The organism is Bacteroidota bacterium, from assembly GCA_030706565.1.
In the GTDB taxonomy this organism is placed as follows: Bacteria; Bacteroidota; Bacteroidia; order Bacteroidales; family JAUZOH01; genus JAUZOH01.
In genome coordinates this window covers 1-25,465 of record JAUZOH010000012.1, presented here as the reverse complement: position 1 = coordinate 25,465, position 25,465 = coordinate 1, and the positions used below count along the sequence as shown (strand labels likewise).

The window sequence follows — 25,465 nt, the reverse complement described above, 5'->3', positions numbered from 1 at the left end:
TGGTCAATACATTTAATAAGTCATTGTTCGTCTGTGCCTGTAACGAAGTAATTGACAACAATATCATTACAGCAATTAAAAAAGAATTTCTCATTATGTTTCAAAAGTTATTTTAAGCCGGCAAAGAAACAATATATTACGGATTGGTAAAAATGATTTTTTTAAAATTTTCATTTTTTTTACTATCCCCACTTTTCATCAAAATCATAAATACGTTTCAAACACAGTCGACTAAAATTTTCAGGTTCTGGCAACAAATCAATAAACAAAAAGACAACCAAACTGCCACAAAGTCAGTTAAAGTCAGTCGGCCAAATGTGGCATGAAATTGGCTTAAATGCTTGATATATGAAATATTTTTTGTATTATTGACATTAATTAAAAAGCACATAATGAAAAAATCTTGGATAATTTGGGGCGCAGTAATTCTGCTGGTAATCATCATTTTTGTTTCCGGCAAAAATGGATACAACAATATGGTAAGTATGAATGAACAGGTAAAGCAACAATGGGCACAGGTTGAAAATGTTTATCAACGGAGATCTGACCTGATCCCCAATCTGGTTAATACAGTAAAAGGAGTGGCTAATTTTGAAAAATCAACCCTTACCCAGGTGATTGAGGCAAGAGCTAAAGCAACAGCAGTAAATATCAACCCTAAAAACCTTAATGCACAAAGTTTAAAGGAATTTCAGTCGGCCCAGGACAATTTAAGTTCTTCCCTTTCAAGATTGATGGTTGTAGTGGAACGTTATCCCGACCTGAAAGCCAACCAGAATTTTTTGGATTTACAGGCTCAACTAGAAGGTACAGAAAACAGAATCACGGTTGAACGTGGGAAATTTAACGAAAGTGCACAGGCATATAATGTTTACATAAGACAATTCCCCAGAAATATCTTTGCCAAGATGTTTGGTTTTGAGGAAAAAGCTTATTTCGAAGCACAAAAGGGCTCAGAGAAAGCACCAAGTGTTCAATTTCAATAAATCATGCGGGCATCAAATTTTTTTGACAAAAATCAAAAAAGAGCTATAGTTCAGGCTATTAAAAAAGCCGAACTGGAAACTTCAGGAGAAGTGCGGGTTCATATAGAAACTTCCTGCAAGGGAGAATTATTTGACCGTGCCGCTTATTGGTTTGGCAGGATGAAAATGCATAAAACGAAGTTACGTAACGGCGTTTTATTTTATCTTGCCCTGAGCGACAAGAAATTCGCCATTATCGGCGATGCGGGCATCAATGCAAAAGTACCTCCTGATTTTTGGAATACAATTAAGGAATCTATGGGAGATTTTTTCCAGAAAGGCCAATTTACTGAAGGATTGGCCAAAGGTATAGAAATGGCGGGAGACCAGTTAAAAGTCCAGTTTCCTTACCAATCCGATGACAAAAATGAGTTAAAGGACAAGATATCCTTTGGATGGTAATTTTCAAGGGATATTCAATCTTTCTGGTAAATGAATTAATCAAAGCCGCTAATCAAATTAGTACATCTTATTCATGAAAAAAATATTAAGCATTTTGCTTTGCATTGCTGGCCTTTTGTTCAGCAATTTAACCTTTTCCCAGGATATACCGCCCAGACCAGAACCGCCCAGGCTGGTAAATGATTTCACCGGTTTTCTAAAACCTGAAGAAGCCTCCGTTTTGGAACAAAAACTGGTAACTTTTAACGATTCCACTTCTACCCAGATTGCTGTGGTCATTGTTAAAACACTTGGGGGCTATGATATCGCTTCCTATGCATTTGCATTGGGCGAAAAATGGGGGGTTGGCCAAAAGGGGAAAAACAACGGCATTGTTATATTGATAAAACCAAAAACTGTTGAAGAAAAAGGAGAAGCTTTTATTGCAACAGGTTACGGACTGGAGGCTGTAGTGCCCGACGCCACAGCACATCGTATTGTCGATTATTGTATAATCCCCAATTTCAAAGAAGGTAAATATTATCAAGGTATTGATCAGGCGGTAAGCACATTGATCTCTCTTACAAAAAAAGAATTTACAGCCGACCAGTATATGAAAAGGACTCAAAGGGGACAACAAAATAAATCAGTAGGGGTAATTCCCATGCTGCTTATATTTTTCCTGATCTTTTTTTTAGCAATAGCCGGAAGGATAAAAAGTGCAAGGCAATATGCGATAGGGAACAACCTGCCATTTTGGACAGCCTTGGCCCTTTTGGCAGCTTCGCATCGTCATCACCATGATGACTGGAATGACTTTTCATCTGGTGGAGGGATTTTTGGAGGCGGAGGTTTTGGCGGCGGTGACAGTGGCTTTGGAGGCGGTGACTTCGGTAGCTTTGGAGGCTTTGGAGGCGGAAGTTTTGGCGGTGGAGGTGCCGGTGGCAGTTGGTAAAAAATATATTTCTTTTTTTTCTTTAAGAATTGTATCCTGCATTTTAAGAAAGTATATATTTGTATGTTATCAACAAAATATAAAACAGCTTTCCTAAAATCTTAAACTTAAAAAACATGGGATCAGATTCTGATTTTTTCCATGTGGAGAAAAAGAATTTAGAACCACGTGAAGGACGCATACTTATTTCAGATCCTTTTCTGAATGATTTGTATTTCAGGCATTCTATTGTATTACTCACCGAGCACAACCAAAAAGGAACCGTAGGTTTTGTATTAAACCGCCCCGTCAATTTGCTGATCAATGATATTTTAAGCAATTTTCCCAGTTTTAATGCCAAGGTTTCTATAGGAGGCCCTGTGAGCACCAATACCATCCATTACATACACTCCTTGCCACAAATTCCGGAATGCGTAAAAGTACTGGAGGGAATATACTGGGGAGGAAATTTAGAATATATTAAAGAGATTATCAATGCGGGCAAGATGGGATGCCAGCAGATACGATTTTTCCTCGGTTACTCAGGCTGGCAACCCAAACAACTGGATAATGAATTATCCCAAAATGCCTGGATTGTAGAAAACATTGATCCGGATAAAATCCTGGATATCCAGGATACCTCATGGAAAAACACCCTAAGCAGGTTGGGAAGCAAATATAAAATCTGGGCCAACTTTCCCGAAAATCCGGGAATGAATTAACTTTTAATTATTTCGAAAAGATTATTATAATAATTCATCAAATTTTCATTGCGTTCAATTTTGATGCTCTTCAATCCGGCCTTTACCCCTGCTTCTATATCTCTTTCTCCGTCGCCGATGAAAAATGATTTGTCCGGATCAATATCATACCTGGCCATGGCTTTTTCCAGAAGAAGGGAATCGGGTTTACGGCACAGACAATTTCCTATATCCGAATGATGCGGGCAATAATAACTATCCATTATCTCAACCCCTTTTGAGTGCATATAATCAATGATATATGAGTTCACTTTATCAACATCGGCTTTGGTATAGATTCCTTTAGCTATTCCACCCTGATTACTAATAATGATTAACATAAAACCAGCAGACTGTACTTTTAATAAAAAATCCACCACCCCGTCATTAATAACTACATCACAAACCTTATAAATATAATAATGACCCGTATCATTATTAATTACCCCGTCACGGTCAAGAAAAACCGCCTTATTTTTTCGTCCGCCCATAATTATATTTTTTAATCTAAAACTCCAATAAATGGTGAATAAATATATTAATCAACCTCACATCAATCAACAATGGGAATATAAACCCAAACAACGCACCGACAAAATGAGCTTCATGATTAATATTGTCCCTGTTTTTTTTACTGGCATAACTGGAATACCAAAGATACAATATTCCGAATATTATTCCAGGAATTGGTAAAATTGCATAAAAGTACAATTTTTGCCAGGGTGCAAAAAATATACTGCAAAAAATCACAGCAGATACAGCCCCAGATGCCCCCAGAGAATTGTACCAGATATCGTCTTTGTGTTTTTTGAGGGAAATTAACGAAGATACCACAAGCCCACCCACATAAAGCAGTAAATACCACAATACAGGAAAATGAAGAATACCCTGGGCTTCCAATTCCCCAAAATAATTTTCAATGACTGTCCCAAATGAAAGCAGAACCAGCATATTCACAATCAGATGCATCCAGTCGGCATGTAAAAAGCCGTGAGTAATCAAACGATACCATTCCTTTCGATGATAAATCTGATATGCATTAAATTCAAACTTTGAAAACAGCTCATGTCGGTTAAAAGCGATGATTGATATCAGAGATGTTATAACTATAATGATTAAAGTCGCCATAATAAAACAACAAAAATTATTAATGATCGGATAAAGGTAAAACAAAGTTTGGAAAAGGGAATAATCTAATCTGTATAAACCCATATCACTAAAAATAAAATAACACGCAAGCAAATTAATCAGGCAAAGGCCCTATATTTGTAATTAGGAAGTCAACATAATTTTTAAAAGTTCAAAATCAACATTTTGAATATATTTCAAACTTTTAATCAGTTTCCAATAAAATAAAATTATGGGGTCGCTTAACCTTTCGGCTGTAAAGGAGAAGAAAAGAGTGGCTTTTTTCTCTGTCCTTGCTGCCATTTTCATAACCACTTTTAAATTAATCATAGGATTATTAACCGGCAGTATTGGAATTATTTCTGAAGCCCTGCACTCTGCCTTAGATTTCGTTGCAGCTACAATAACTTTTTTTGCAGTCAGAATTTCCAATAAACCAGCCGATAAAGACCATCATTTTGGACATGGGAAAATCGAGAATTTTTCAGCTCTTATAGAAACACTTTTGCTATTGGCCACCTGCATTTGGATCATATATGAAGCCACGCACCGGTTGGTCACCGGCAAAGTAATCATAGAGGTAAATGTCTGGAGTTATATCGTAGTCATCACCTCCATCATCGTCGATTATACCAGGTCAAAAGCCCTGTTAAAAGCAGCTAAAAAGCACAACAGCCAGGCCCTGGAAGCCGATGCCCTGCATTTTTCAACCGACATCTGGAGTTCAACTGTAGTTTTAATCGGTTTGATTAGCGCCAATTTGGGATATTACTATGCCGACTCTATTGCTGCATTATTTGTTGCGGTTATTGTCATTACTGTTTCATACAGGCTTGGAAAACGATCGGTTGATGCATTGATGGACAAGACTCCAAAGGATACCATGGAAAAAATTGACGAAGTGTTAAAAAAAATCCCGGAAGTAATTTCTTATCATTCAGTCAAAATAAGGACTTCAGGAGCAAATATTTTCGTGGAAATAAACATTCATGTTGATCCAAAGCTAAGCATTGAAAAGGCTCACCTGATTTCTCACAAGGTCCAGTCGGATTTGCGGAAAAAAATAAAAGGGTGCATCACGCATGTACACGAAGAACCTGCAATTCAGAAAAACAAGTAATATTATTTTCCCCTTCTTTTAAATCTTTTCCATACATAAAACAAGACCAGAACAATTAATAATAATCCTGCCAGAGGAATGTATGATGTTCCCGAAAGATAAAGAGGAGAATTGCTGCCTGTCAATACATACCCTGCCCAGTAAAAAGGATGTGACTTAAGAACCGATGCCTGTTGAATATAATTCAGTTTTGCATTACGCAGGGACGATGCTTTATCAGCCCCTTTAGCCAAAAACGAATAAAACCCGGTCATCAGTTTTGCACTGCTATTGTCATTTACAGACCATAGAGTCATAACAATACTGGGCACACCAGCATAAGCGAATCCCCTGGCCAGGCTGATCATTCCTTCCCCCTTCCTGAGTTGTCCCTTCCCCGTATTGCATGCGCTCAAAACAGCCATACGTGCACGCAAATCCTGGTTATAGATTTCAAATGTATTCAACAAACCCATGGACGAGCCCGGGTTATCGGAAGCAAAAACCAGGGTTGAAAACATGGGATTTTCATCATTGATCACTGCATGCATGGCTAAATGAAGGACATCATAATCGTTGGCAAAAGTATTAAACGCAGTTTTGGTGGCTTTTCTGCCAAGGATAATTTTCCCCGGCATGAAACGGGCAATAGACATAACTTCTTCAGCCACACCGGGCAGAGGCTCGTAGCCCTGGCGCTGCCCCGTATATGCCAACAAACTTTTCCCTTTTCCATCCACATAATCGGGGGCGAAAGCCAATAAACGGGGATGCCATTTGGCAAACTGTTCCTTTTGAGCCTCAATCAGACCGGCAGAATAGGAATATCTGACCGAATGATCCCGGATCAGATAAGGCAAATCCTTAAAATGTAAATAACGGTCATCGCTGGGTTTTGAAAGCAACACTTCAAAAGGCAGGTAAGTAAGTTTCCCGTCCGGAACAATAACCAGGTTCTTATTTTTTATTTCAGATTCAAAAGGACCCAGTAATTTTTCATAAAGAGAATGACTATTCCTTTGAAAATTCAAATAATCCTTCGCAGATATGTTAAGTTGGGCCGAACTGCTGATAAAAGCCAGCACTTCCCTGATAGATTGGTCAAAAATGGTGTCCAGGGAAAAACTGCTTACTTTGAATTTGTTTTTTGAAATCAGGAAACAAACCACTTTGTCATTGACCACCGCATATTCAATCAAATCGTCATTAGGGCCTAACTTCTTTTGTAATTTTTCGAGGTTCACATCCGAATTGTTATACTTCAGTTGAAAATATCTGGGATATCTCTGTTCAATAAAACTAACCAGATTCTGGGTTTTAAGGGTATTGTCAAAAAGTTCCTTTTCCCATAGTTTCAAATGATCCTGGTCGGGATGGATAGAACTTTTCTCATTCTGAATTAAACTTGTGTAAGTTGCGGACTCACGTTTTAAATCTTGTTCCAGGTTTTGAATTTCTATAGGAACGCCGCCCAATTGTAATGCTTCTTTCTGCCTGAGAAAAGCCTGCAGGTTAGCCGATTTATTCCTGTCCGAATAATAAAAAGCTTTCTCCTTGTATTTCGACAAATGTGTAAGTTCATAAAGCTTCAATGAAGTTACAATTATACCCGAAAAGGTTTCCTGTTCATTTTCAGAAATCAGATATTTACTTTCTTCATTCATATAACCGCATCTGAAGCGGTCTATCTGATCAACTGCCAACGCATAACATTCAAGACTGGAACGGAGAATTTGCCATTTCGAAAGCAGGTTATGCGATTTATCGGCCATTTCAGATAAAATACGTGCTTTTTCCTTAATGATTTCCAGGAAAGCAGATTCAAAAAGATGTCTGCCCTCTGGTGGATTTTTAAGGATATCCTTTTCATGGAAATCTTCAGAAACAAGAATCAATGCTTTCTGATAATAATCCAAAGCCTGCATGTAATTTCCTTCGTCGGCATATAATTTCCCCAACCCCTTCAGGCATAGAGCAGTACTTGGATGTTTGAACCCACAATATTTCAGGTAACGGGAATATGCCAGAAGATAATACTTTTCAGCTTCAGCCCGTCGATGAAGAACCTGTCCAAGAAAATATGCATAATTATTATACTGGTAGGCCAATTCGATATTCTCCCCAAGGATTTCCTTTGTTCTCCCAATTCCGAACAGAAAATAATAATTAGCCAGATTCCAATGCCTGGTTTGCTCGTAATAAGCGGCTATGTTGCCATAAACCTTAGGTAAAAGTGTAGGGTTGTATTTCTGACAATAATCAAGACTTTTTTTATAATAATAAATACAGCTTTTCTTATTCCCTTTCATCTGATAAGTAGCACCCAGATTAAAATAGGCAGCAGAAATATCCTGGCGGTTTTGTTTTTCGTTTTTCAAATAAATTTGAAGTGCCCGGTTCAGATATTGAATAGAGAGGACATAATCATTTCTGATTTTAAAAATCAAGCTCTTGTTCTGATATATAGAAGCCAAACCGACTTCATCATTCACGGCCTTAGAGCCATAGATCAACTCAGCCCTGTCGCAATTATTTAATGCTTTATCATATTCGGCAAGCATAAAATTCATCACGCCCAGATTTCCATACCCTTGAGCCACCCTCAAAGAATACAAACCATAAACCTTTGTCGCCAGCGAAATGGATTTTTCAATATTCACAATAGCAATGGGATAATTACCCTTATAATAATTTACAAGCCCAATTTTTCCATAAACTTTCGATAAAGTACTATCTTCAATTTCAAAATGATTTGCTCCCGGCAGGCATTGGCCAAACATTGCACCAGCCTCTTTCAGCTTGTTTTGGTCAAGATAAAACATTCCCCTTTTGTATAATATTTCCGGGTTCAATTTATCTTTTGGCCCGAAGTGCAAGGCAATGATCCTTTTAGCTTTTTTCAGATAGCCGTTAAATGCAGGGGTTGAATGATTACTTTCAGCAATATCCGACAGGTGAAGCAAAGTAATTGCTGCTTCACGCCATTTGCCTTTATTTTCGGAATCCTTTAATGCCTGTTCATAATAAATAACCGCTTGTGCTTTATTCCCCTGCCTTTCAAAATTTTGAGCCTTATGATACTTATCCGGAAAAGATAAAACTGTCTTGATGTTTTTTGCACCTTTCGCTGGTCCAAACGTCATGAAGACAAATACGAGAACAGTGGTTATTACTGCTCTTACCCAAATTAAATAATAACTACCTGCCATAATATTTCTGCAAAAAATGTACAGTAAAGGTAAGTTATATCAGAAATTATTTAATGATTTTATAATTTTTTTTGTTAGAATTTTCCATCTTCCCCAATCCTGTTTATGTAAAAAGGCATCCCTCAGCTATATTTTATTATGACTCAAAGAATAATACCCTATCTTTTATTTTAAATTAATTTCCATTTACTTTTTATTAATTTTGAGAAAATATTGATTTGTTATAATCAACTGAACTTTAATAATTTGTTTTTATATAACTAAGAATCCCGGCATTTTTACTTTACCCAGTAGTATTTACCGGGAGGTTTAAGTTAATCTTATTAAATATAAATAAATTACATGAGACAATATCTCGATTTGTTAGACCATGTGATAAAACATGGAGTAGAAAAAAGTGACAGAACCGGCACCGGGACCTTAAGTGTATTTGGGTATCAGATGAGGTTTAATCTGCAGGAAGGATTTCCGTTGCTGACCACCAAAAAGGTACACCTCAAGTCCATCATTTATGAACTTCTCTGGTTTCTGAATGGAGACACAAACATAAAATACCTGAAAGATCATGGGGTATCCATTTGGGATGAATGGGCCGATTCCAAAGGGGAACTGGGTCCCATCTACGGTTATCAGTGGCGGTCATGGCCAACCCCGGAGGGTGGCCACATTGATCAGATCTCCAAACTTGTTGAAAACATAAAAAACCATCCCGACTCCAGGAGGTTACTGGTAAGTGCCTGGAACCCTGCAGAAGTTGACAAAATGGCACTGCCCCCCTGCCATGTGCTCTTTCAGTTTTATGTTGCCAACAACAAATTAAGTTGCCAATTATATCAACGCAGTGCGGATATCTTTTTAGGAGTACCCTTTAATATAGCTTCTTATGCCTTGCTGACGAAGATGCTGGCTCAGGTTACCGGCCTGGAGGCCGGTGATTTCGTCCATACCCTTGGAGATGCCCATATTTACCTCAACCATATTGAGCAGGTTAAGCTCCAGTTAAGCAGAACTCCACGGCCATTGCCGGCCATGAAGATCAACCCGGAAAGGAAAAATATTTTTAATTTCTGTTATGAAGATTTCAAACTTGAAAATTACAATCCTTATCCCGGAATCAAGGCTCCAATTGCGGTTTAATTTATTTTCATATTAAAATGTAAACGAAATGAGAAAGCCCATTTCAATTATTGTGGCCATAGCCGACAATAATGCGATAGGAAAGGACAACAAATTGTTGACTTATATACCCGGTGATTTGAAAAGATTTAAAGAGCTAACCAGCGGGCATACGGTTGTTATGGGCCGGAGAACATTCGAATCATTGCCCAACGGGCCATTGCCCCAAAGAGTAAATATTGTAATCACCCATGATCCGGGCCTGAGTATAGAAGGTTGCCGGATGGCTCATTCTGTTGAAGAAGCTTTAAATTTCTGTCAGTCCGAAGATGAGAATTTTATTATTGGAGGAGAAACCATCTACAGAGCCTTCCTGCCTTTTGCCGACAAACTGTATATAACCCGCATATTCAAAAGTTTTGAAGCCGACACATTCTTTCCGGAGATTAGAGACTGCGAATGGGCCGAAATTCACAGGGAAGATTTTTCCGAAACGCCGAAGAATGATTTTAAATTTTCATTTATCATTTATCAACGTAAAAAATAAGAAACGCATACAGGGATGCTAAATTTTGCATCCCTGATATGCGTTTCCATTTGCGTTTCTTCACAATTACCTCTTGCTGGTTACGTCTTTTTCGTATTGAGCAATTTCAGTAATATAATCTTCAGCCGGGGCAACGCCAGCCTTTACACAATAATAGTTCCAAACATCGCCAAAAGGCAAAGTCTTTGCTTCTTCAAGCAAAGCAAGACGTTCAAAACCCTTATCCTTTGCCTCATATTCTTTGAGTTTGCTCAAAGGTTCGAGCAGGGCAAACAATAAAGCTTTCTGTGCAGCACGTGCGCCAATAACCATAGCACCTACCCGGTTAATGCTTGCATCAAAATAATCCAGGCCAAAAGCAACTTTATCCAAAGCATCCATGCGGACAATTTCCAGCATCAGGTTTTGAAGATCGTCGTTAAAAATGACGACATGGTCGCTGTCCCAACGTACGCCACGGCTTACATGAAGGAGAAGTGCATCGCTAAATAAAAGAGCAGACGAAATCTTATCAGCTATGGATTCGGTAGGATGGAAATGCCCCATATCGAAACAGAGGGTCTTCTTGTTTGTGAAAGCATACCCCATATAGAATTCATGCGAACCAACCACATAAGATTCGCTACCAATACCAAAAAGTTTGCTTTCAAGTGTATCGCGCATTTCACTATTGGGATATTCAGTCTTAAAGATCTGGTCCAGAGATTCCTTTAAAACGGCACGGTGGGCATAGCGTTCAACAGTAATATCTTTTGATCCATCCGGAATCCATATATTATGGAAACAGGTTGCATTCAGTTCTTTACCCATGAAAGCTGCAATTCTCCTACATCTTTGGGTATGTTCAATCCAGAAATCGCGGATGGAATTATCCAGGGAGGACAGGGTGTAGCCTGCATCTGCCTTGGGGTGTGAGAACAGGGTAGAATTAAAGTCAAGTTTAATATTTTGTTCTTTGGCAAAATCGACCCAGCCTTGGAAATGCTTCGGCTCGATCTGGTCGCGGTCAACGAGTTTACCACCAAATTCACCATAAATAGCATGAAGGTTTAGGCGTTTCTGACCGGGAATCAGGGAATAAGCCTTTTTAAGGTCTTCTTTCAGTTCTCCGATATTTCTTGCTTTTCCCGGGTAATTTCCGGTAGTTTGAATGCCGCCGCCAGACAAAGAAGCGTCAGGTTTTTCAAAACCACCCACATCATCGCTCTGCCAACAGTGCAATGAAACAGGAACTTTTTCCAATTTTTTAATGGCTTTTTCGACATCCACTCCTAATTCTGCATAACGTTCACAAGCCGCAGCATAGGCTTTTTCAATATTTGCGTTTTTCATGGATAAATGATTAATAATTATTATTTGTTGATGATTGACAAAAATTTATGATATGCATTATTCCAATCAGCAGTCTTTTGTGGTTGGTATGTTTTATAATCGAAAGAATTTTTAATAATCTTACGGATTTCAGGCAACGATTTCACATATCCCAAGGCCAATGCCTGCATCATAATATTACCGGTGGCTGTTGCTTCGGCAGGACCTGTAACTACCTGTACCCCTGTGGCATTTGCTGCATACTGGCAAAGCAGTTCATTTTGGGTACCTCCGCCAATTATATGAAGCTTATTAATAGGTTTGACAGCTAATTCCTTGAGCTGATCCATGACTTCACGGTATTTCAGGGCAAGGCTTTCGAAAACGCAACGGACGATCTGTGCGTCAGAATCAGGTACAGGCTGTCCGGTTTTCTTGCAGTAGTTACGAATAGCTTCAGGCATATTTTCAGGATTCAGGAAGTCATTTGCATCCGGATCGATCAGACATTTAAACGGTTCGGCTTCCTGGGCAATTTCCACCAGCTGTGGATAGGTGTAATTCTTTGATGCCCAGGCATGTTTACATTCCTGGACCAACCATAAACCCATGATATTTTTCAAAAAGCGGAAAGTACCTTCAGCACCACCTTCATTGGTGAAATTGTATTTCAGACTTTTATCGGAAATAATAGGCTCATGAGTTTCAATACCCATCAATGACCATGTTCCACTGCTGATATAGGCAAAATTCTCATCTTCAGCAGGAATAGAAACAATGGCAGAACCGGTATCATGTGAAGCAACTGCGGTAACAAGCATATGGTCAATTCCCGTTTCCTTGCAAATACGCTCGCTCAGATCGCCCAAAACAGTACCGGGTTTTACTATATCCTGCATAATATCAATATTGATGCCCAGAGCTTTAAATATCTCAGGATCCCAATTTTTCTTGACTGGATTGTACAATTGTGAAGTAGTGGCAAAGGTAAATTCAGACTTTTTAATTCCGGTAAACAGGTAATTAAAGGTATCAGGCATAAATAGCAGATCTGTGGCCACATCCAACAAAGGAGATTTGTCTTTTTTTTGAGCGTGTAACTGGAATAAGGTATTTAACTGCAAAAATTGAATACCGGTGAGTTCATATATTTTTTCACGAGGCATAATTTTAAAAAGACTTTCCATTGCTCCATTGGTGCGAGGATCCCTATAAGCATAAGGCACACTCAGAATGGAACCGTCAGAAGCCACTAAAGAATAATCAACGCCCCAGGTGTCAAGAGCCATTGATTCAATATTTACTTTTTCAGCAGCGCAAATTCTAAGACTCTTCTTCATTTCTTCATAAAGCCTGAATATGTTCCAGTGAAAGTGCTCGCCCACGGTCATCATTCCGGTAGGAAAACGACTGATTTCTCTGAGAGAGATTTTATTGTTGCTCAACGATCCAAGAATACAACGACCGCTCTCTGCACCGAAATCAAAGGCAATAAAATGATGTGTGTCCATCTTGTTTAATTTTTAATTGTTAGGTGAATGAAATTCGTTCTTTTAAATAAACTTTTTATGATCATTTAAACATCTATCCATTGGGATTTTAAAAACGACCCTACTTGTAAATACAACTTCAAATCTAGCTTTTTTTAATGAAAGGCTATCTCAAAATTATAAAATAATAATTAGCAAAAACAAAATAGCATAACAATTTCAAAATTTAATAACTTTGGAATCCTTATTAAAAGCATTAAAGTTTATGAGTATTTCTGAGAATATTAAACACATATTATCTGAGCTTCCGGCGAACGTCAGGCTGGTTGCAGTATCGAAAACGAAACCCTGTGAAGATATTCTTGAGGCTTACAATGGTGGTCAAAGAATTTTTGGTGAGAACAAAGTTCAGGAGATGACCACCAAGCAGGAACAATTGCCATCAGATATTGAATGGCACATGATAGGCCATTTGCAAACCAATAAAGTTAAATATATTGCCCCCTATGTATCACTTATCCATTCTGTAGACAGCTTGCATTTGTTGGAAGCCATCAATAAAGAAGCCATGAAACATAACCGGATCATTGATTGCCTTTTACAAATTCATATTGCCACAGAGGAAACGAAATTTGGCTTTGATGATACTGAACTAAATCAGGCACTTTCTTCCCCCGAATTTGCAGAACTAAAAAACGTTCGTATTGTAGGATTAATGGGAATGGCCACCAACACTGATGATACAATCAAGATTCACCATGAATTCGGCCATCTTCACCAATTATTCCAGGACATTAAAAAGGCATACTATCCGGAATCCGGCTATTTCAAAGAATTATCCATGGGCATGAGCGGAGATTACAAAATAGCCATTGAGGAAGGAAGCACCCTGGTAAGGATAGGGAGTGCAATTTTCGGAGCCAGGAATTACCCCCTCCATTAATTTGATTCCAGGTAACTATCCTCGTCCATTGATGCAGGCAACTGTGAAATCACATTGATCAGTTCGGTGATTAAAAGTTTTTTCTCAGAATCCGCTTCAACAAGGCCAGACTTCAACTTACTGACATGCAATTCCCTCTGTTCAGGAGGAAGATACATCATGGCATTCTCCACAACAGAAAAAGCATCAAAAGCAACCAGATAGTCGGCTTTAAGTACCAAATCCATAAAAACCGGCAGGAATGTACTGAAGTTCAAACGGGACTGCCAACAGGAAGACACCAGAAGTTCCAGTTCATTTAAATAACGTTCATTTAAAATTGCATCAACGATGTACTGGGCTGAATCCTGAAATTTCAAATCATTCAAAAATTCAACCAACAATTTACGTTCTTCATTAGTTTTTGCAAGATGAAGCACTTCAATCACTTCCGGAACATAAAGACAATTTCCATTTTCGCGGATGTAGTCAATTGCGGTGGCCATTTTTTCCAGGTCACCTGATGCTAAATTTGCAATTACCTGTTTGTCAACACGTTTCTTATTATCCGTCATAAATCATCATAAAAATTAAAAATTACCTGCAATTCTTGTTATAAAGTTCTATTGCTTCCCTGTTCCCGTATTGAACGGCCTTCTGCCAAAAATAACAAGCATCTTTAGTCATCTGCATGGAAGACAGGGCTTTTCCTTTGCAAAGATAAAGATCAGAATTGCGGGGATCCAAATCAAGTGCCATGGAATAATCCTTTGAAGCAAAATTAAAAGCTCCAGACTTCAGATAAGTATTAGCTCTGGCCTCGAAATAGGCCGGATTATTATGGATATTCTGAAGATTTTTATTGAAATAGCCCAAAGCCTCCACGTAATTCCCATTATTGTAATAGATCATTCCGGCACAGTAAATTGCAGAGGAATCATTTTCAAAATATTTAAGAAAGAAATTAACATCTTCCTTAGCTCTGTCGTATTGATTTAATTTGGAGGCAACATCGGCACGTTTCAAATACAGCGGAAATTGAGCAGGATCCAAAGCTAAAGCCCTGTTGAGATCGCTAAGAGCCTCTTCATTGCGATTCAGCTTCATCAAAACACCGGCCCTTTGCTGCAAATATTCATTATTCCCCGGAGAAAGGGAAAGTGCCTTATCATAGTCGTCAAGGGCATTTTTTAAATTTTCCATAGCTTCGTAAACCTTAGCCCGGCAGGCAAAAAGGTTTCCTATGGAACCCTTTTCTTCAATAGCTTTATTCAGTTCATCCAAAGCTTCCGTATATTTTGAATTTTTCATCAAATATACGGCATCACTTATTGCCATTTCAGATGAGGTGTACCAGTCTTTTTTCCACAGTTCAATCCATTTCTTTGAATTTTGAAGAGGATCAAAAGCCTTATCCAGCTTGAGCTCACTCTGTGATTTTTTATACTTTGACTGCAGATGCTTTTCCAGACAAGAACAGGCCTGAGCAAAATCACCGGTTTGGCTATAAGTTTTTGCCAATGAATAGGATGCAATACCCCTGGTGATTTCTTCAGCTTTCAGATAATCATTAACAGCCTGGTTATAATTGCGTAACTTGTAATAACAATCGGCACGTTTCATAAAACCGGCAGCAGAATTGGGATTTTGTGAAATAAATACTGAAAAATATTCAATTGCAGCTTCCGGTTTGTTTTTCATCAAACAAGCCATCCCTTTCAGGTAATTATCATCTACAGTCTGAGCCCTGCAGGGTAAAACAAGAGTCGCAAAAAGAATAAGAAAGTATTTAAAACTTCTGCTCATCATTAAAATAATTATACATTTAAAACAACTGTGGGTTCAAAATGGTTCAACTCACATATTGTCTAATACAAAATGACAAAGGTTGTAATTATTTTCCGCACTTTGTAAAGGTTTATAACCAAAACCCACAACCCGGCCAGGCTAATAAAGCAGACCGGGAAGTGAGTGAGAATAAATTAATGGATTACCTTATCCTAGTGTAAACCATTTGCAAGCCAATAATATACTTCATTGGCCCTGAGTTCCTTATTCAATTCAGAAATCTTGGTATCCTTTCCAATAGAAACGAATTCAATTCCAGCCATATTGGCAAAATCTTCCATATATTCTGAAGTCAGTGCTTTTGAGAAAGAAGTATGGTGAGCGCCACCTGCATATATCCAGGCAGCAGCCCCAACCTGTAAATTAGGACGGGGAACCCATACCGCACGGGCAACAGGAAGCTTTGGCAAATCGGCATCAGGCTTAACAACATCCACATCGCTTACGATCAAACGGAAACGGTTACCCAGATCTATCAATGAAGCAGCAACGGCAGCCCCGGGAGCAACATTAAATACCAGACGGGCGGGATCATCTTTTCCACCAATACCTAAAGGATGAACTTCCAGAGAAGGTTTGGATTCAGCAATTGACGGGCAAACTTCGAGCATATGAGCCACCAGTATCTTCATATTTCCGGGTGCAAGATTATAGGTATAATCTTCCATAAAGGAAGTTCCGCCCTCTAATCCGGCCGACATTACCTTCATCGTCCTGAGAAGCATTGCGGTTTTCCAGTCACCTTCAGCGCCAAAACCATAGCCATCAGCCATCAAACGTTGAACGGCAATACCGGGAAGCTGGGCAAGGCCATAGAGATCCTCAAAATTGGTAGTAAAGGCTTTAAAATTGCCCTTTTCCAAAAATGCACGTAAACCTAATTCAATACGGGCAGATTCACGAAGGGATTTGCTGTCTTTTGTCAACGAACCTGCAACTTTATACTCCTCGAAATATTGATTTACCTGCCGATCAACATCAGCTTCAGAAACCTGATTGACAAGTGCCACCAAATCACCGATTCCATAATAACTGACGGAATAGCCAAATTGTTTTTGTGCCTCAACTTTGTCTCCATCGGTAACAGCGACATCTCTCATATTATCGCCAAAACGGGCAACCTTAGCGCCTTGCATATCATGCCATCCGGCAGCAGCACGGGCCCATACACCGATACGTTCCTGTACATCCTGATCTTGCCAATATCCAACCACAACTTTGCGGTTAAGGCGCATGCGGGTCATGATAAAACCGAACTCACGGTCACCGTGTGCAGATTGGTTAAGGTTCATGAAATCCATATCTATTTCACCCCAGGGAAGATCCCGGTTATACTGAGTATGCAAGTGGCATACCGGTTTTTGCAAAGCTTTTAAACCGGAGATCCACATTTTTGCAGGTGAAAACGTGTGCATCCAGGTAATAAGTCCAATACAGTTTTTAGCTGAATTGGCTTCAATGCATAAATTATAAATAGCCTCAGGCGTAGTCAATACAGGTTTAAAGACTACAGTAACCGGTATTTTTATTGAACTGGAAAGACCTTCCGCAATTTCTTTAGAATGTTTATCAACTGTGCGTAAAGTTTCTTCTCCATAAAGATGCTGGCTTCCTGTAACGAACCAGACTTCAAATTTTTTCAAATTAATCATAATTATTTTATATTAATTAAGTTTAAGGGGAATACAAGGAAATTATTCACCACCGGTATTTGAACTGCCGGAATAAACATGAACAAAACCGACCATATTTCGGACTTCTTCGCCAGAAAGCCGGTTTTCATACACATCACAACTATAATAATAAACGCCGGGAGAAGCCACTTTATTGCTGTTCATGACAGTTCCATTCCACATAATATCCGGATTGGAAGTATGGAACACCAGTTGTCCCCAACGGTTATAAATTTTCATATCCACTTTCTTTACATAATTGTTGCGGTTGACAGCCTTGAAAAAATCATTATGTGTATCATTATTAGGGGTGAACACATTGGGCAAATCGTAGTACATACACTCGTCCACGCAGCCTATTACCGACATTCTGCTTTCGTTCCCCACAGAATCAACTGCAGTCACCGCATAGCATCCCGAAATGCTGTCAGGATTACGATGAAAATATACCGTATCATCAGGGGAAGTAACAGAATCAAATTTGGCAAATTCACCTTTCAATGAATTTTTAAAATATAAATTATATTTCACCACCTCACTGCCCGGACAAAAATGATTTGGATTTGTCCAGACCAAACGGTTGTATAAACTGTCGCAATTGGTTCTCACTTCGAGGGAAGGGGGACAGGGAGCCACAGTGTCCAATGGTGTAGTACAATTGATATGCGACCAGTTCAGATTATTAAAGACAATATTATGGGAAGGACGCCAACCCTTGCTCTTTATCTGATAACAATATTTTACTCCATTAACAAGGTTTTTATCTACAAATACTTCAGCATTGGTCACCCCAACAGAATCATACTGCTGGGTAGTATTATTCAACCGGTAAATATCATACTCCGTATTGACCCACGGAACATTTTTCTTCATGGAAATAGTCACCTGATTGTCAGCTGGCATTAAATCAGGATAAAAAGTGGAAGCAATTTCAGGGGTTCCGATCAGAAAGCGGTTTCCCACCGCATTGTTATATAATTCAACCTTATAAGAATAAGGATACTGCCTGGTGTTCAAGCCCGTATCTGTATAAATGGTATCGTTCAGGTCGGCGGTTTGAAAAGTATGTATCAGTGTAAAATTTTGGCCCCAAAGGTCATTCGATCGGTAAACAAGATATTCATAAGGCCCAGGGGCAGGAATGGTATCAAGCCCTCGGGGCTTTGCCCAGGCCAGAAAGACAGAGCCGTTAACATCATCTACCTTAGTAACGCTGGCTTCAGTTAATGCCGGATTTCCGGGCACCAACATACCGCAATTTTCGTCAGAAGGAAAACTTTGAGCACCATCAGACAAAACAGCCACAATGCGGTAACAATATTGTATTCCCTGCAACAATCCCCCTGAACTCTGATTCGTATCCAGGAAAATTGTATCATTGATTCCCTTTGTAGTTCCAACCAGGGTAAATCCACTGGATGCGGGAAGTCCGGTCTGACAGCTATCCGGTTTATAATCCGATGTTTTTTCCTTCCTGAAAATTTCATAACCCGTAACATTTGAGCATGGGCTATGGGCCCATTTGACCAAAATTGCATTGTTGCCGGGTAAAGTCTGGACATTTTTAGGGGCAGGAGCCACAACATGAATATTAAAATCATCAATATCTACCAGTTGCATCTCCTTGCTGTTATCTGTGGATTTCACCACAACAGAATAAGGTTGCTTTCGCGCCTGGTTGTAATCCGTTTGCCAATGGAATTTGCCGACAACCGCCCCCAACTGGCTGCTGGTTATCTTAAATGTGGCAGGACTGGTGGTCTGAGCAAAAGGACCGCCGGTTGCCGTCAATTGGATAGAGTCCTTATCTGCATCAGTACTTGTAATGTCAAAATCCAGTGTATTCCCGGCCACCACACATTTATCACTTAAAGGCCCGTTTACAGGGGGTTGATTTTTTACATTATGAACTTCAATCTGCATATCGCGCACCACATTCCCTATCTTTGAACCGTTGCGCCAGGTTTCAATATTAAATGCAATGTTATAAATACCCGTATCGACAGGAGCATTCCACACCAAATCGCCCTTTACGGGATCGATATACAAAGTATCACTGGCCTTTGGAAATGTATAATTGGCAATAGGTATTCCATTTTCAGCGGTACAAGTTGTTAATTTATAAGAAATACTATCTCCGTCCGGAGAGTAGGCAGCAGGATTATGTATAAATATATGATGGACTGCAGCCTTATCAATTGGGGGGTTCATCAAAACGACCCCATCATTTTTACCCACCTGCGGATTAATAAAGAGGGTGGATTTTATAGAAAAAATCACGTTGACCGATCCAGGTATATTCACAACCCCATAATTCCGGTTGGGATCCTGCACCAGTACTTCATAAATCCCTGGGCCAGGGAAAATATGCGAAGTAATATAAGTATTGTGAATGTAATGGTTAGGAAGATAAATTTTTGAAACTCTGGGAGCTATACTACTGGTATTATCACCCCATTGAACTTCCAGTTCGTTTCTGTCGGCAGGGCTCAGTGAGTAAGTAAAAGTTGTTATAGTTATTTCAAAGCTCAAAGTGCCAGTCTGCCTGAAAGTTATTTCACCAGCCCGGTTGTGCGTAGCAAAACAATTCAACAGTAAAAGGTTAAAAATCAGTAAACCAATAATTTTTTTCATCATACAATATTCTTGAACGACAATTCCTCATCATCTACGTTAATGAACAACTTCAGGCCTGTCCTGATCAACTTTAATCCTGAAATTTGTATTTGTTTTGTCCAATCTTATTCCATTCTGTTGGGACATATAACCCAATATCAACAAATTGGTCTGATCATCATATACTTCGGTAATCAGCGAATTATCAACCGCCAACTCCTGTACCTTTTTTTTGTACTTACAATCCGCATACAGCCAGATATCATCACCGCTTACTTTATTTTCCCTGTAAACGACATTTACTCCTTTCCCATTGACCTTTATCTTAAAATGAAGATCAATATACTGCTGAAGAATCTTTTGGTCGGCTTGTATCACATTTTTATCAGCGTCGGCAAATTTTAAACCAAACTGCAAAGAAAGTGCAGTCTCCAAATCACTTTTAAATAATTTCAATACAATTTCAAATCCCTGTTTATCCTTATTGTATTCAACATTAGTAACGGAAAAATGAACCGGATGGTACCAAATACTACTAAAAACAATATTCAGGATAAGAAAACCATGACAAAATAAATTCATCAATTTAATGCATTTAAGGCTATAAAGTTATTACATTTTTCAGTTCCTTTATACTGATTTTAATCAAAACTATTGATTTCCTAAAACAATTTTGTTTGTTTTCTTTTTAAGAAAAAAGGATATATTGATGTTTCGCAAGTAGTAAAACGGGGTTTTAACAGATTTCTCTGGCCCTCTGTATTAAAACTCTGCGGTTCTCTGTGTAATAAATCAATACAATAACACAAAGGTACACAGAGAAGGCACAGAGGAATATTTCGCATTATTTCTATGTGACTTAGTGCTGAAATGGCAACAAGTTCGTAAATGTTTACGTTTAGTAAAACTGAAATAAAAACTGCTGTCCTTTTTTAACAAAACACCAGGATAGAGTTATAGCACATAAGCAATTATGGATGAAACCTTTATAAGGTTTCATCCATAATTATTTGTTTATTGAAGCAGGGATATTAAATTCATATTCCCAGTATAACAAGAATTCGTAAAGGTAAGTAAAACATCAATGGCCACTGGTTAACATCCAGATGCAGCCATCTTCAAAAGCCCGGCCGTCTTTCTGACCGGAAACACGAATCTTATTTTCTCCAGGTTCCAAAATAACCTGAGGCCATTGAACAATCTTCAAATCGTTTGGAGATTTGACGCCCTGGGAAATATCATTAACAAAAAGTTCTACCGTTTCACAATTTGAATACACCTTGATCACCGTATTCGCATCAGTTCTGCTTGTAAACCTCCGGCTTGTAATATAAAGCACAGGGGTATTTGTCCAATTGGCTTTATAAAAATAAAAAACGTCCTTTTTCACTTTTCGATCGAAAGTAATCAGGCCTTTATCATTTCTTCCGGGATGATCCCCCTCTTTACGCCTTGAAACGGCAAAATCGAACATATTCCATATAAATGAGCCCCAAACATAAGGCCGCTGGCGAATAGCATTCCAACCGGTTTCGTGAACCACATTTTGCCATTCCTCGGGATGAAAAGGCCCGCTTGGTTTAGGTTGGGTCACTGGATCTGCGTGCTGGTAAATGCTGGCTCCGGCGCCATATTCGCTAATAGCTATGCCACCTTCCCGGCTTGTATTTCTTCTTTGTTCGAGAAATTCGCCATAATCATCCGGACTTTTTGAATACCAACCCGGATAAATATTCCAGGCAATCAAATCAGGAATTGCAGCCATCTGCTTCCATTTAAACTGGTCCATCGCCCCAACCGTAAGTCTTGTAGGATCTTCCTGATGAGCTAAATTATTCAGGCCAGAAACCAAATCAATAGGGCTTGTTTTAGGATCTAATTCATTGAACAAACTCCAGGCAAAAATGGATGAATGGTTGATATTTTGTTCAATTAAATCTTTTAACTGGCCTTCCATGGTTTGTTTAAAGAGAAGCGTTGTATCATGCCGGTTAACAAGGGGTTCTTCAGCCCAAACAAGTATTCCGGCACTGTCGCATAAGCTATACAGATGATCGCTATTCTCATAATGGGCACCCCGAAGGGCATTAGCTCCCATTTCCCGAATGAGGTCAATGTCCTGTTTCTCATCAGCGCTGCTGATTGCCCATCCTTTACCTTCACGATCCTGATGTCTGTCGACTCCTTTTAAAAAATAAGGCTTGCCATTCAGGAAAAATCCCTTTTCCGGATCTACATGATAATACCTCAGGCCCATCGGTTGGTTCAATTTATCAAGAACCCGATGGCCATTCAAAAGTTCGATGGAAACATTATACAAATATGGATCCAGAACGCCATTCCATAAATGAGGTTTTTCAATATTCAAAACCTGGCTATCCCGGACTGTTGTCTGAGAATTAACTTCCAGTCCTTTTTCTGTTTGTTTTACCATCAGGCCCTTTGCATCAGTAATGGATATTCTTAATTTAACTTGCGTTTTCCTTTTTGAATATTTACTATTAACAGAGGTTATTATATTTATTGTAGCCTCATCATCAGATATCTTTGTTTGTAAAATTTTGATACCCGAAGAGCCATGTTCCAGGGGTGAAAAGCAAACCGGATCAGAGACGACCAGTTCAGCAGTTCTATACAATCCCCCATAGAAATTAAAATCCGCATCCAAGGGGGCGAGGAAATCCATGTATTTATTGCTTACATTAACAGCCAGAACATTATTTTTCGCTTTTATAAAATCCGTCAACTCAAAACTGAAAGCGCCGAAGCCACCGCAATGCTGTCCAAGATGATGGCCGTTCAAATATACATCGGCCATGGTACCGGCAGCTTTAAAGCGGATAAAAAAACGTTTTCCCCTGACACTTAGGGGTGCATCAAATTTATTACGATACCATCCCGGTCCACGGTAAAATTTTTTTCCGTTTTCTCCATCCTGCCATCCCCAACAATGAGGTAGGGTAACCAGTTCCCATTTTGAATCATCAAAATTAGTTTTTTCCGCACCAGTCACATCATTCAAAATAAAATGCCAACCGGTATTCATAGGGAACCTTTCAACACCTTCAGCCTTTAGAATCAAAGAATTGACGATAGCCCAAACAAATAAAACGCAAACAGCAAGTTTTTTCATATCCTAAATTATTATTCTACATTAGTCTTTAATGGCCCGCAATTACCTCTTTTTTAAATCTTCAGGTCTCAGTGTGATTAGGTGACCGATTGGTTTGCCATTACGGTATGTTATTACACGAAGCGTAGCCGGGTTTTCGGGCAGTTCGACAGGTTGTGTATATTTTTTTGAAAAATTATCAGGTATGGCATCATCGAAAGTGTAATAAATATCCAGGCCGGGAATTTCGGATTCCATTTTAAGAATTGTATTTCCGTTTTCCTTATAGGTAGAAATGATCGGGTCATAAATGGCTACAGAATAATTCACCCCGGCTATTTCAGTACGGATAAATTGTGCTTCGACCTTTTTAATGAAATTTGTCCAGTTTTTATTTTCTTTAGGTGACCAGAAATCTTCAGCAAGAGCCCAGCCCCGTGGCCAGGTCATATATTCGGCATGCCTGAAAGTTGCCACATGTTCGGCCCAGAGGTTTCCCTGGCCTCCGAGGACAAATTTTGCGTCTACTCCTTCAGGAACAGGATCAAAACTATAACATGTATTTAAACGCAAAGTAGGATATCCCAAAGGAGCTTCAACTGACTTTTCACCCTGTTGATAGTCGATATAAGCAAATGTTGTGGGTGACATAACCACATCATGTCCCAGCTGGGCTGCCTGAATTCCACCCTTTGTACCCCGCCAGCTCATTACTGTTGCTTCAGGTGATAAGCCCCCTTCAAGGATTTCATCCCAGCCGATTAGCTTTTTCCCTTTGGTTTTCAGTATTCCTTCAACCCTGCCCTCAAAATATGCCTGCAGAGCCTCCAGGGTTGGTATGTTTTGTTTTTTCATCAGGGACTGGCAACTGGTATCATTCGCCCAATAACCTTTATAACACTCGTCCCCTCCCACATGAATGTACTGGCCAGGGAAAAGTGCAGCAATTTCAGTAAAAACCTTATCGATGAAATCATAAACTTTTTCATCTGCCGGATTTAATGTATTATCTATCAGCATTTTAAATTTGCCATTGCCATACCATTCGGAGAATGAAGAACCAGGATTGACTTTTGTACTCGTATCTTTGCTGCAGCTCAATCCGGGATAGGCTGCAATTGCAGCCATGCAATGACCCGGTACATCAACTTCAGGAACAATAGTGATATTACGATCCTGGGCATACTGAACAATTTCCCTGATATCGTCCTGGGTATAAAAACCTCCTTGTGTTGCTGCTTCTCCAGGTTTGGGAGCCAACAGCTGGCCGAAATGTCCCTCACGGGGTACACGCCATGCTCCAACTTCAGTTAGTTTTGGGAAGGATTTGATTTCAATTCGCCATCCATTATCATCGGTCAAATGCCAATGAAAGACATTGTATTTGTAACGGGAAATCTCGTCAATATAACGTTTGACTTCTTCTTTAGTGAAGAAATGACGACTGACATCAAGCATTATCCCTCTCCATCCGAAACGAGGGTAATCCGTAATTTCAACGGCAGGGATTATCCAGTTTGTTTTGGTGGTAACCGTTGTTTTGCTTTCAATTTCTTTTGGCAAAAGCTGGAGTAAGGTTTGCATGCCATAGAACAGGCCGGCAGGCTCATTTGCTGTTATAACCACCCTTTTCGGGGTAGAAATGAGGGTATAACCTTCCTTTCCAAGTTTGGCAACAGGAACTTTATTCTGATTGAGCTGAATCGCAGCCATTTTGCTTTGTTGCGCCTTAATCGCGAAACCGGTGGCTTCATCCAGTTTTTTGGCTAACATTTTAGCTATCTTGCTGCTGTTCTGATTATTAAAACCAACAGTTGAAACCCTTGTTAATATAAAATTACCCTTTGATTGTTTTATTTCAACCGGCTGAGGAATAATGTTGATTGTTTGTCCATAAACCCTGGCCAGGGTAAAAAGGAAAAAAAGTAACACAAATTTTTTCATGAGGGGAATGATTTATTTTTTAATAAAAAAAGACCTAAACGGATTATTTGTACTCATTTATTTTTAACAAGTATAAATTATTTTCAAACAAATTGTTCAATTAATTTATGTCAAATGTCTTATTTCAACAACCTTTTATAACGAAGCAGGGCTTCAAGGAAATAATAATCCGAATATATCAGGGGTACATCAATTTCACTACGCTGAGGGAAACCACCCACATTATGCCTAAGGACAAAGAAACCGTTTGTGCCGGGTTGTGCCCTGTAAACTTCAGAACTTAAAGATTTAATAATAAGCTCTGCCCTATTAAAAAGTTTCTCTCTTTCTTTTCCTGTGGTATAAGTACAAAGTTCAAACAGAGCCGAAC

The 25,465-nt window shown here is 39.1% G+C and carries 21 protein-coding genes; 8 read left to right on the top strand and 13 right to left on the bottom strand.

What is annotated here, in order from left to right; genetic code table 11:
- The first annotated feature begins 392 nt into the window (after positions 1–392).
- The 4 genes from Q8907_01790 (at position 393) to Q8907_01775 (ending at position 3,062) form a co-directional block, all read left to right on the top strand.
- Positions 393–986 (top strand): LemA family protein, encoded by a 594-nt coding sequence (locus Q8907_01790; protein MDP4272988.1) that lies wholly within the window; start codon positions 393–395, stop codon positions 984–986.
- A 3-nt stretch (positions 987–989) separates the two neighbouring features.
- The gene (locus Q8907_01785; GenBank protein ID MDP4272987.1) at positions 990–1,427 is read left to right on the top strand and encodes a TPM domain-containing protein; all 438 of its coding nucleotides are present in this window, start codon (positions 990–992) and stop codon (positions 1,425–1,427) included.
- Positions 1,428–1,500: 73 nt separating this feature from the next.
- Positions 1,501–2,361: a TPM domain-containing protein gene (locus tag Q8907_01780; protein ID MDP4272986.1), complete on the top strand. Its 861-nt coding sequence runs from the start codon at positions 1,501–1,503 to the stop codon at positions 2,359–2,361.
- A gap of 116 nt (positions 2,362–2,477) precedes the next feature.
- Complete coding sequence (locus Q8907_01775; GenBank protein ID MDP4272985.1) at positions 2,478–3,062, top strand: YqgE/AlgH family protein; 585 nt, start codon at positions 2,478–2,480, stop codon at positions 3,060–3,062.
- Here the strand turns inward: Q8907_01775 and Q8907_01770 are convergent.
- Both Q8907_01770 and Q8907_01765 read right to left on the bottom strand, forming a co-directional pair.
- Positions 3,059–3,571 (bottom strand): HAD-IIIA family hydrolase, encoded by a 513-nt coding sequence (locus Q8907_01770; GenBank protein MDP4272984.1) that lies wholly within the window; start codon positions 3,569–3,571, stop codon positions 3,059–3,061. The two genes, Q8907_01775 and Q8907_01770, sit on opposite strands and share 4 nt — an antisense overlap.
- Positions 3,572–3,587: 16 nt before the next feature.
- Positions 3,588–4,208, bottom strand: coding sequence for a rhomboid family intramembrane serine protease (locus Q8907_01765; protein ID MDP4272983.1), 621 nt, complete (start codon positions 4,206–4,208; stop codon positions 3,588–3,590).
- A gap of 232 nt (positions 4,209–4,440) precedes the next feature.
- On the opposite strand from Q8907_01765, the gene Q8907_01760 reads away from it, so the two are divergent.
- Positions 4,441–5,328, top strand: coding sequence for a cation diffusion facilitator family transporter (locus tag Q8907_01760; protein MDP4272982.1), 888 nt, complete (start codon positions 4,441–4,443; stop codon positions 5,326–5,328).
- Positions 5,329–5,330: 2 nt separating this feature from the next.
- Here the strand turns inward: Q8907_01760 and Q8907_01755 are convergent, their stop codons facing one another.
- Positions 5,331–8,450, bottom strand: coding sequence for a CHAT domain-containing protein (locus Q8907_01755; GenBank protein MDP4272981.1), 3,120 nt, complete (start codon positions 8,448–8,450; stop codon positions 5,331–5,333).
- 408 nt (positions 8,451–8,858) lie between these two features.
- Here Q8907_01755 and Q8907_01750 point away from each other — a divergent pair, with 408 nt between their 5' ends.
- Positions 8,859–9,653 (top strand): thymidylate synthase, encoded by a 795-nt coding sequence (locus Q8907_01750; protein ID MDP4272980.1) that lies wholly within the window; start codon positions 8,859–8,861, stop codon positions 9,651–9,653.
- 28 nt (positions 9,654–9,681) lie between these two features.
- A complete protein-coding gene (locus Q8907_01745; GenBank protein ID MDP4272979.1) occupies positions 9,682–10,179 on the top strand; it encodes a dihydrofolate reductase in 498 nt (165 codons plus the stop codon).
- Between the two features lie 66 nt (positions 10,180–10,245).
- Here Q8907_01745 and Q8907_01740 read toward each other — a convergent pair whose 3' ends face one another.
- Both Q8907_01740 and rhaB read right to left on the bottom strand, forming a co-directional pair.
- The gene (locus tag Q8907_01740; GenBank protein MDP4272978.1) at positions 10,246–11,511 is read right to left on the bottom strand and encodes an L-rhamnose isomerase; all 1,266 of its coding nucleotides are present in this window, start codon (positions 11,509–11,511) and stop codon (positions 10,246–10,248) included.
- A gap of 20 nt (positions 11,512–11,531) precedes the next feature.
- Positions 11,532–13,001 carry a rhamnulokinase gene (gene rhaB, locus Q8907_01735; protein MDP4272977.1) on the bottom strand — a complete coding sequence of 490 codons (1,470 nt, stop codon included), beginning with the start codon at positions 12,999–13,001 and terminating at the stop codon, positions 11,532–11,534.
- 244 nt (positions 13,002–13,245) lie between these two features.
- On the opposite strand from rhaB, the gene Q8907_01730 reads away from it, so the two are divergent.
- On the top strand, positions 13,246–13,923 hold the full coding sequence (locus Q8907_01730) for a YggS family pyridoxal phosphate-dependent enzyme (protein ID MDP4272976.1): 678 nt from the start codon (positions 13,246–13,248) through the stop codon (positions 13,921–13,923).
- On the opposite strand, the gene Q8907_01725 is transcribed toward Q8907_01730, so the two are convergent.
- From Q8907_01725 to Q8907_01690, 8 genes are all read right to left on the bottom strand, one after another.
- Positions 13,920–14,477 carry a hypothetical protein gene (locus tag Q8907_01725; protein ID MDP4272975.1) on the bottom strand — a complete coding sequence of 186 codons (558 nt, stop codon included), beginning with the start codon at positions 14,475–14,477 and terminating at the stop codon, positions 13,920–13,922. The two genes, Q8907_01730 and Q8907_01725, sit on opposite strands and share 4 nt — an antisense overlap.
- Positions 14,478–14,499: 22 nt before the next feature.
- A complete protein-coding gene (locus tag Q8907_01720; GenBank protein ID MDP4272974.1) occupies positions 14,500–15,711 on the bottom strand; it encodes a tetratricopeptide repeat protein in 1,212 nt (403 codons plus the stop codon).
- A 191-nt stretch (positions 15,712–15,902) separates the two neighbouring features.
- A complete protein-coding gene (araA, locus tag Q8907_01715; GenBank protein MDP4272973.1) occupies positions 15,903–17,402 on the bottom strand; it encodes an L-arabinose isomerase in 1,500 nt (499 codons plus the stop codon).
- 42 nt (positions 17,403–17,444) lie between these two features.
- Positions 17,445–20,060, bottom strand: coding sequence for a gliding motility-associated C-terminal domain-containing protein (locus tag Q8907_01710; protein MDP4272972.1), 2,616 nt, complete (start codon positions 20,058–20,060; stop codon positions 17,445–17,447).
- A gap of 36 nt (positions 20,061–20,096) precedes the next feature.
- Positions 20,097–20,621: a hypothetical protein gene (locus Q8907_01705; GenBank protein MDP4272971.1), complete on the bottom strand. Its 525-nt coding sequence runs from the start codon at positions 20,619–20,621 to the stop codon at positions 20,097–20,099.
- 499 nt (positions 20,622–21,120) lie between these two features.
- Complete coding sequence (locus Q8907_01700; GenBank protein MDP4272970.1) at positions 21,121–23,172, bottom strand: glycoside hydrolase family 2 TIM barrel-domain containing protein; 2,052 nt, start codon at positions 23,170–23,172, stop codon at positions 21,121–21,123.
- Between the two features lie 42 nt (positions 23,173–23,214).
- Entirely contained in the window at positions 23,215–25,095 is a 1,881-nt protein-coding gene (locus Q8907_01695; GenBank protein MDP4272969.1) for a family 20 glycosylhydrolase, read from the bottom strand.
- 119 nt (positions 25,096–25,214) lie between these two features.
- On the bottom strand, positions 25,215–25,465 hold a 251-nt coding region (locus Q8907_01690; GenBank protein ID MDP4272968.1), incomplete at its 5' end, for a glucuronyl hydrolase.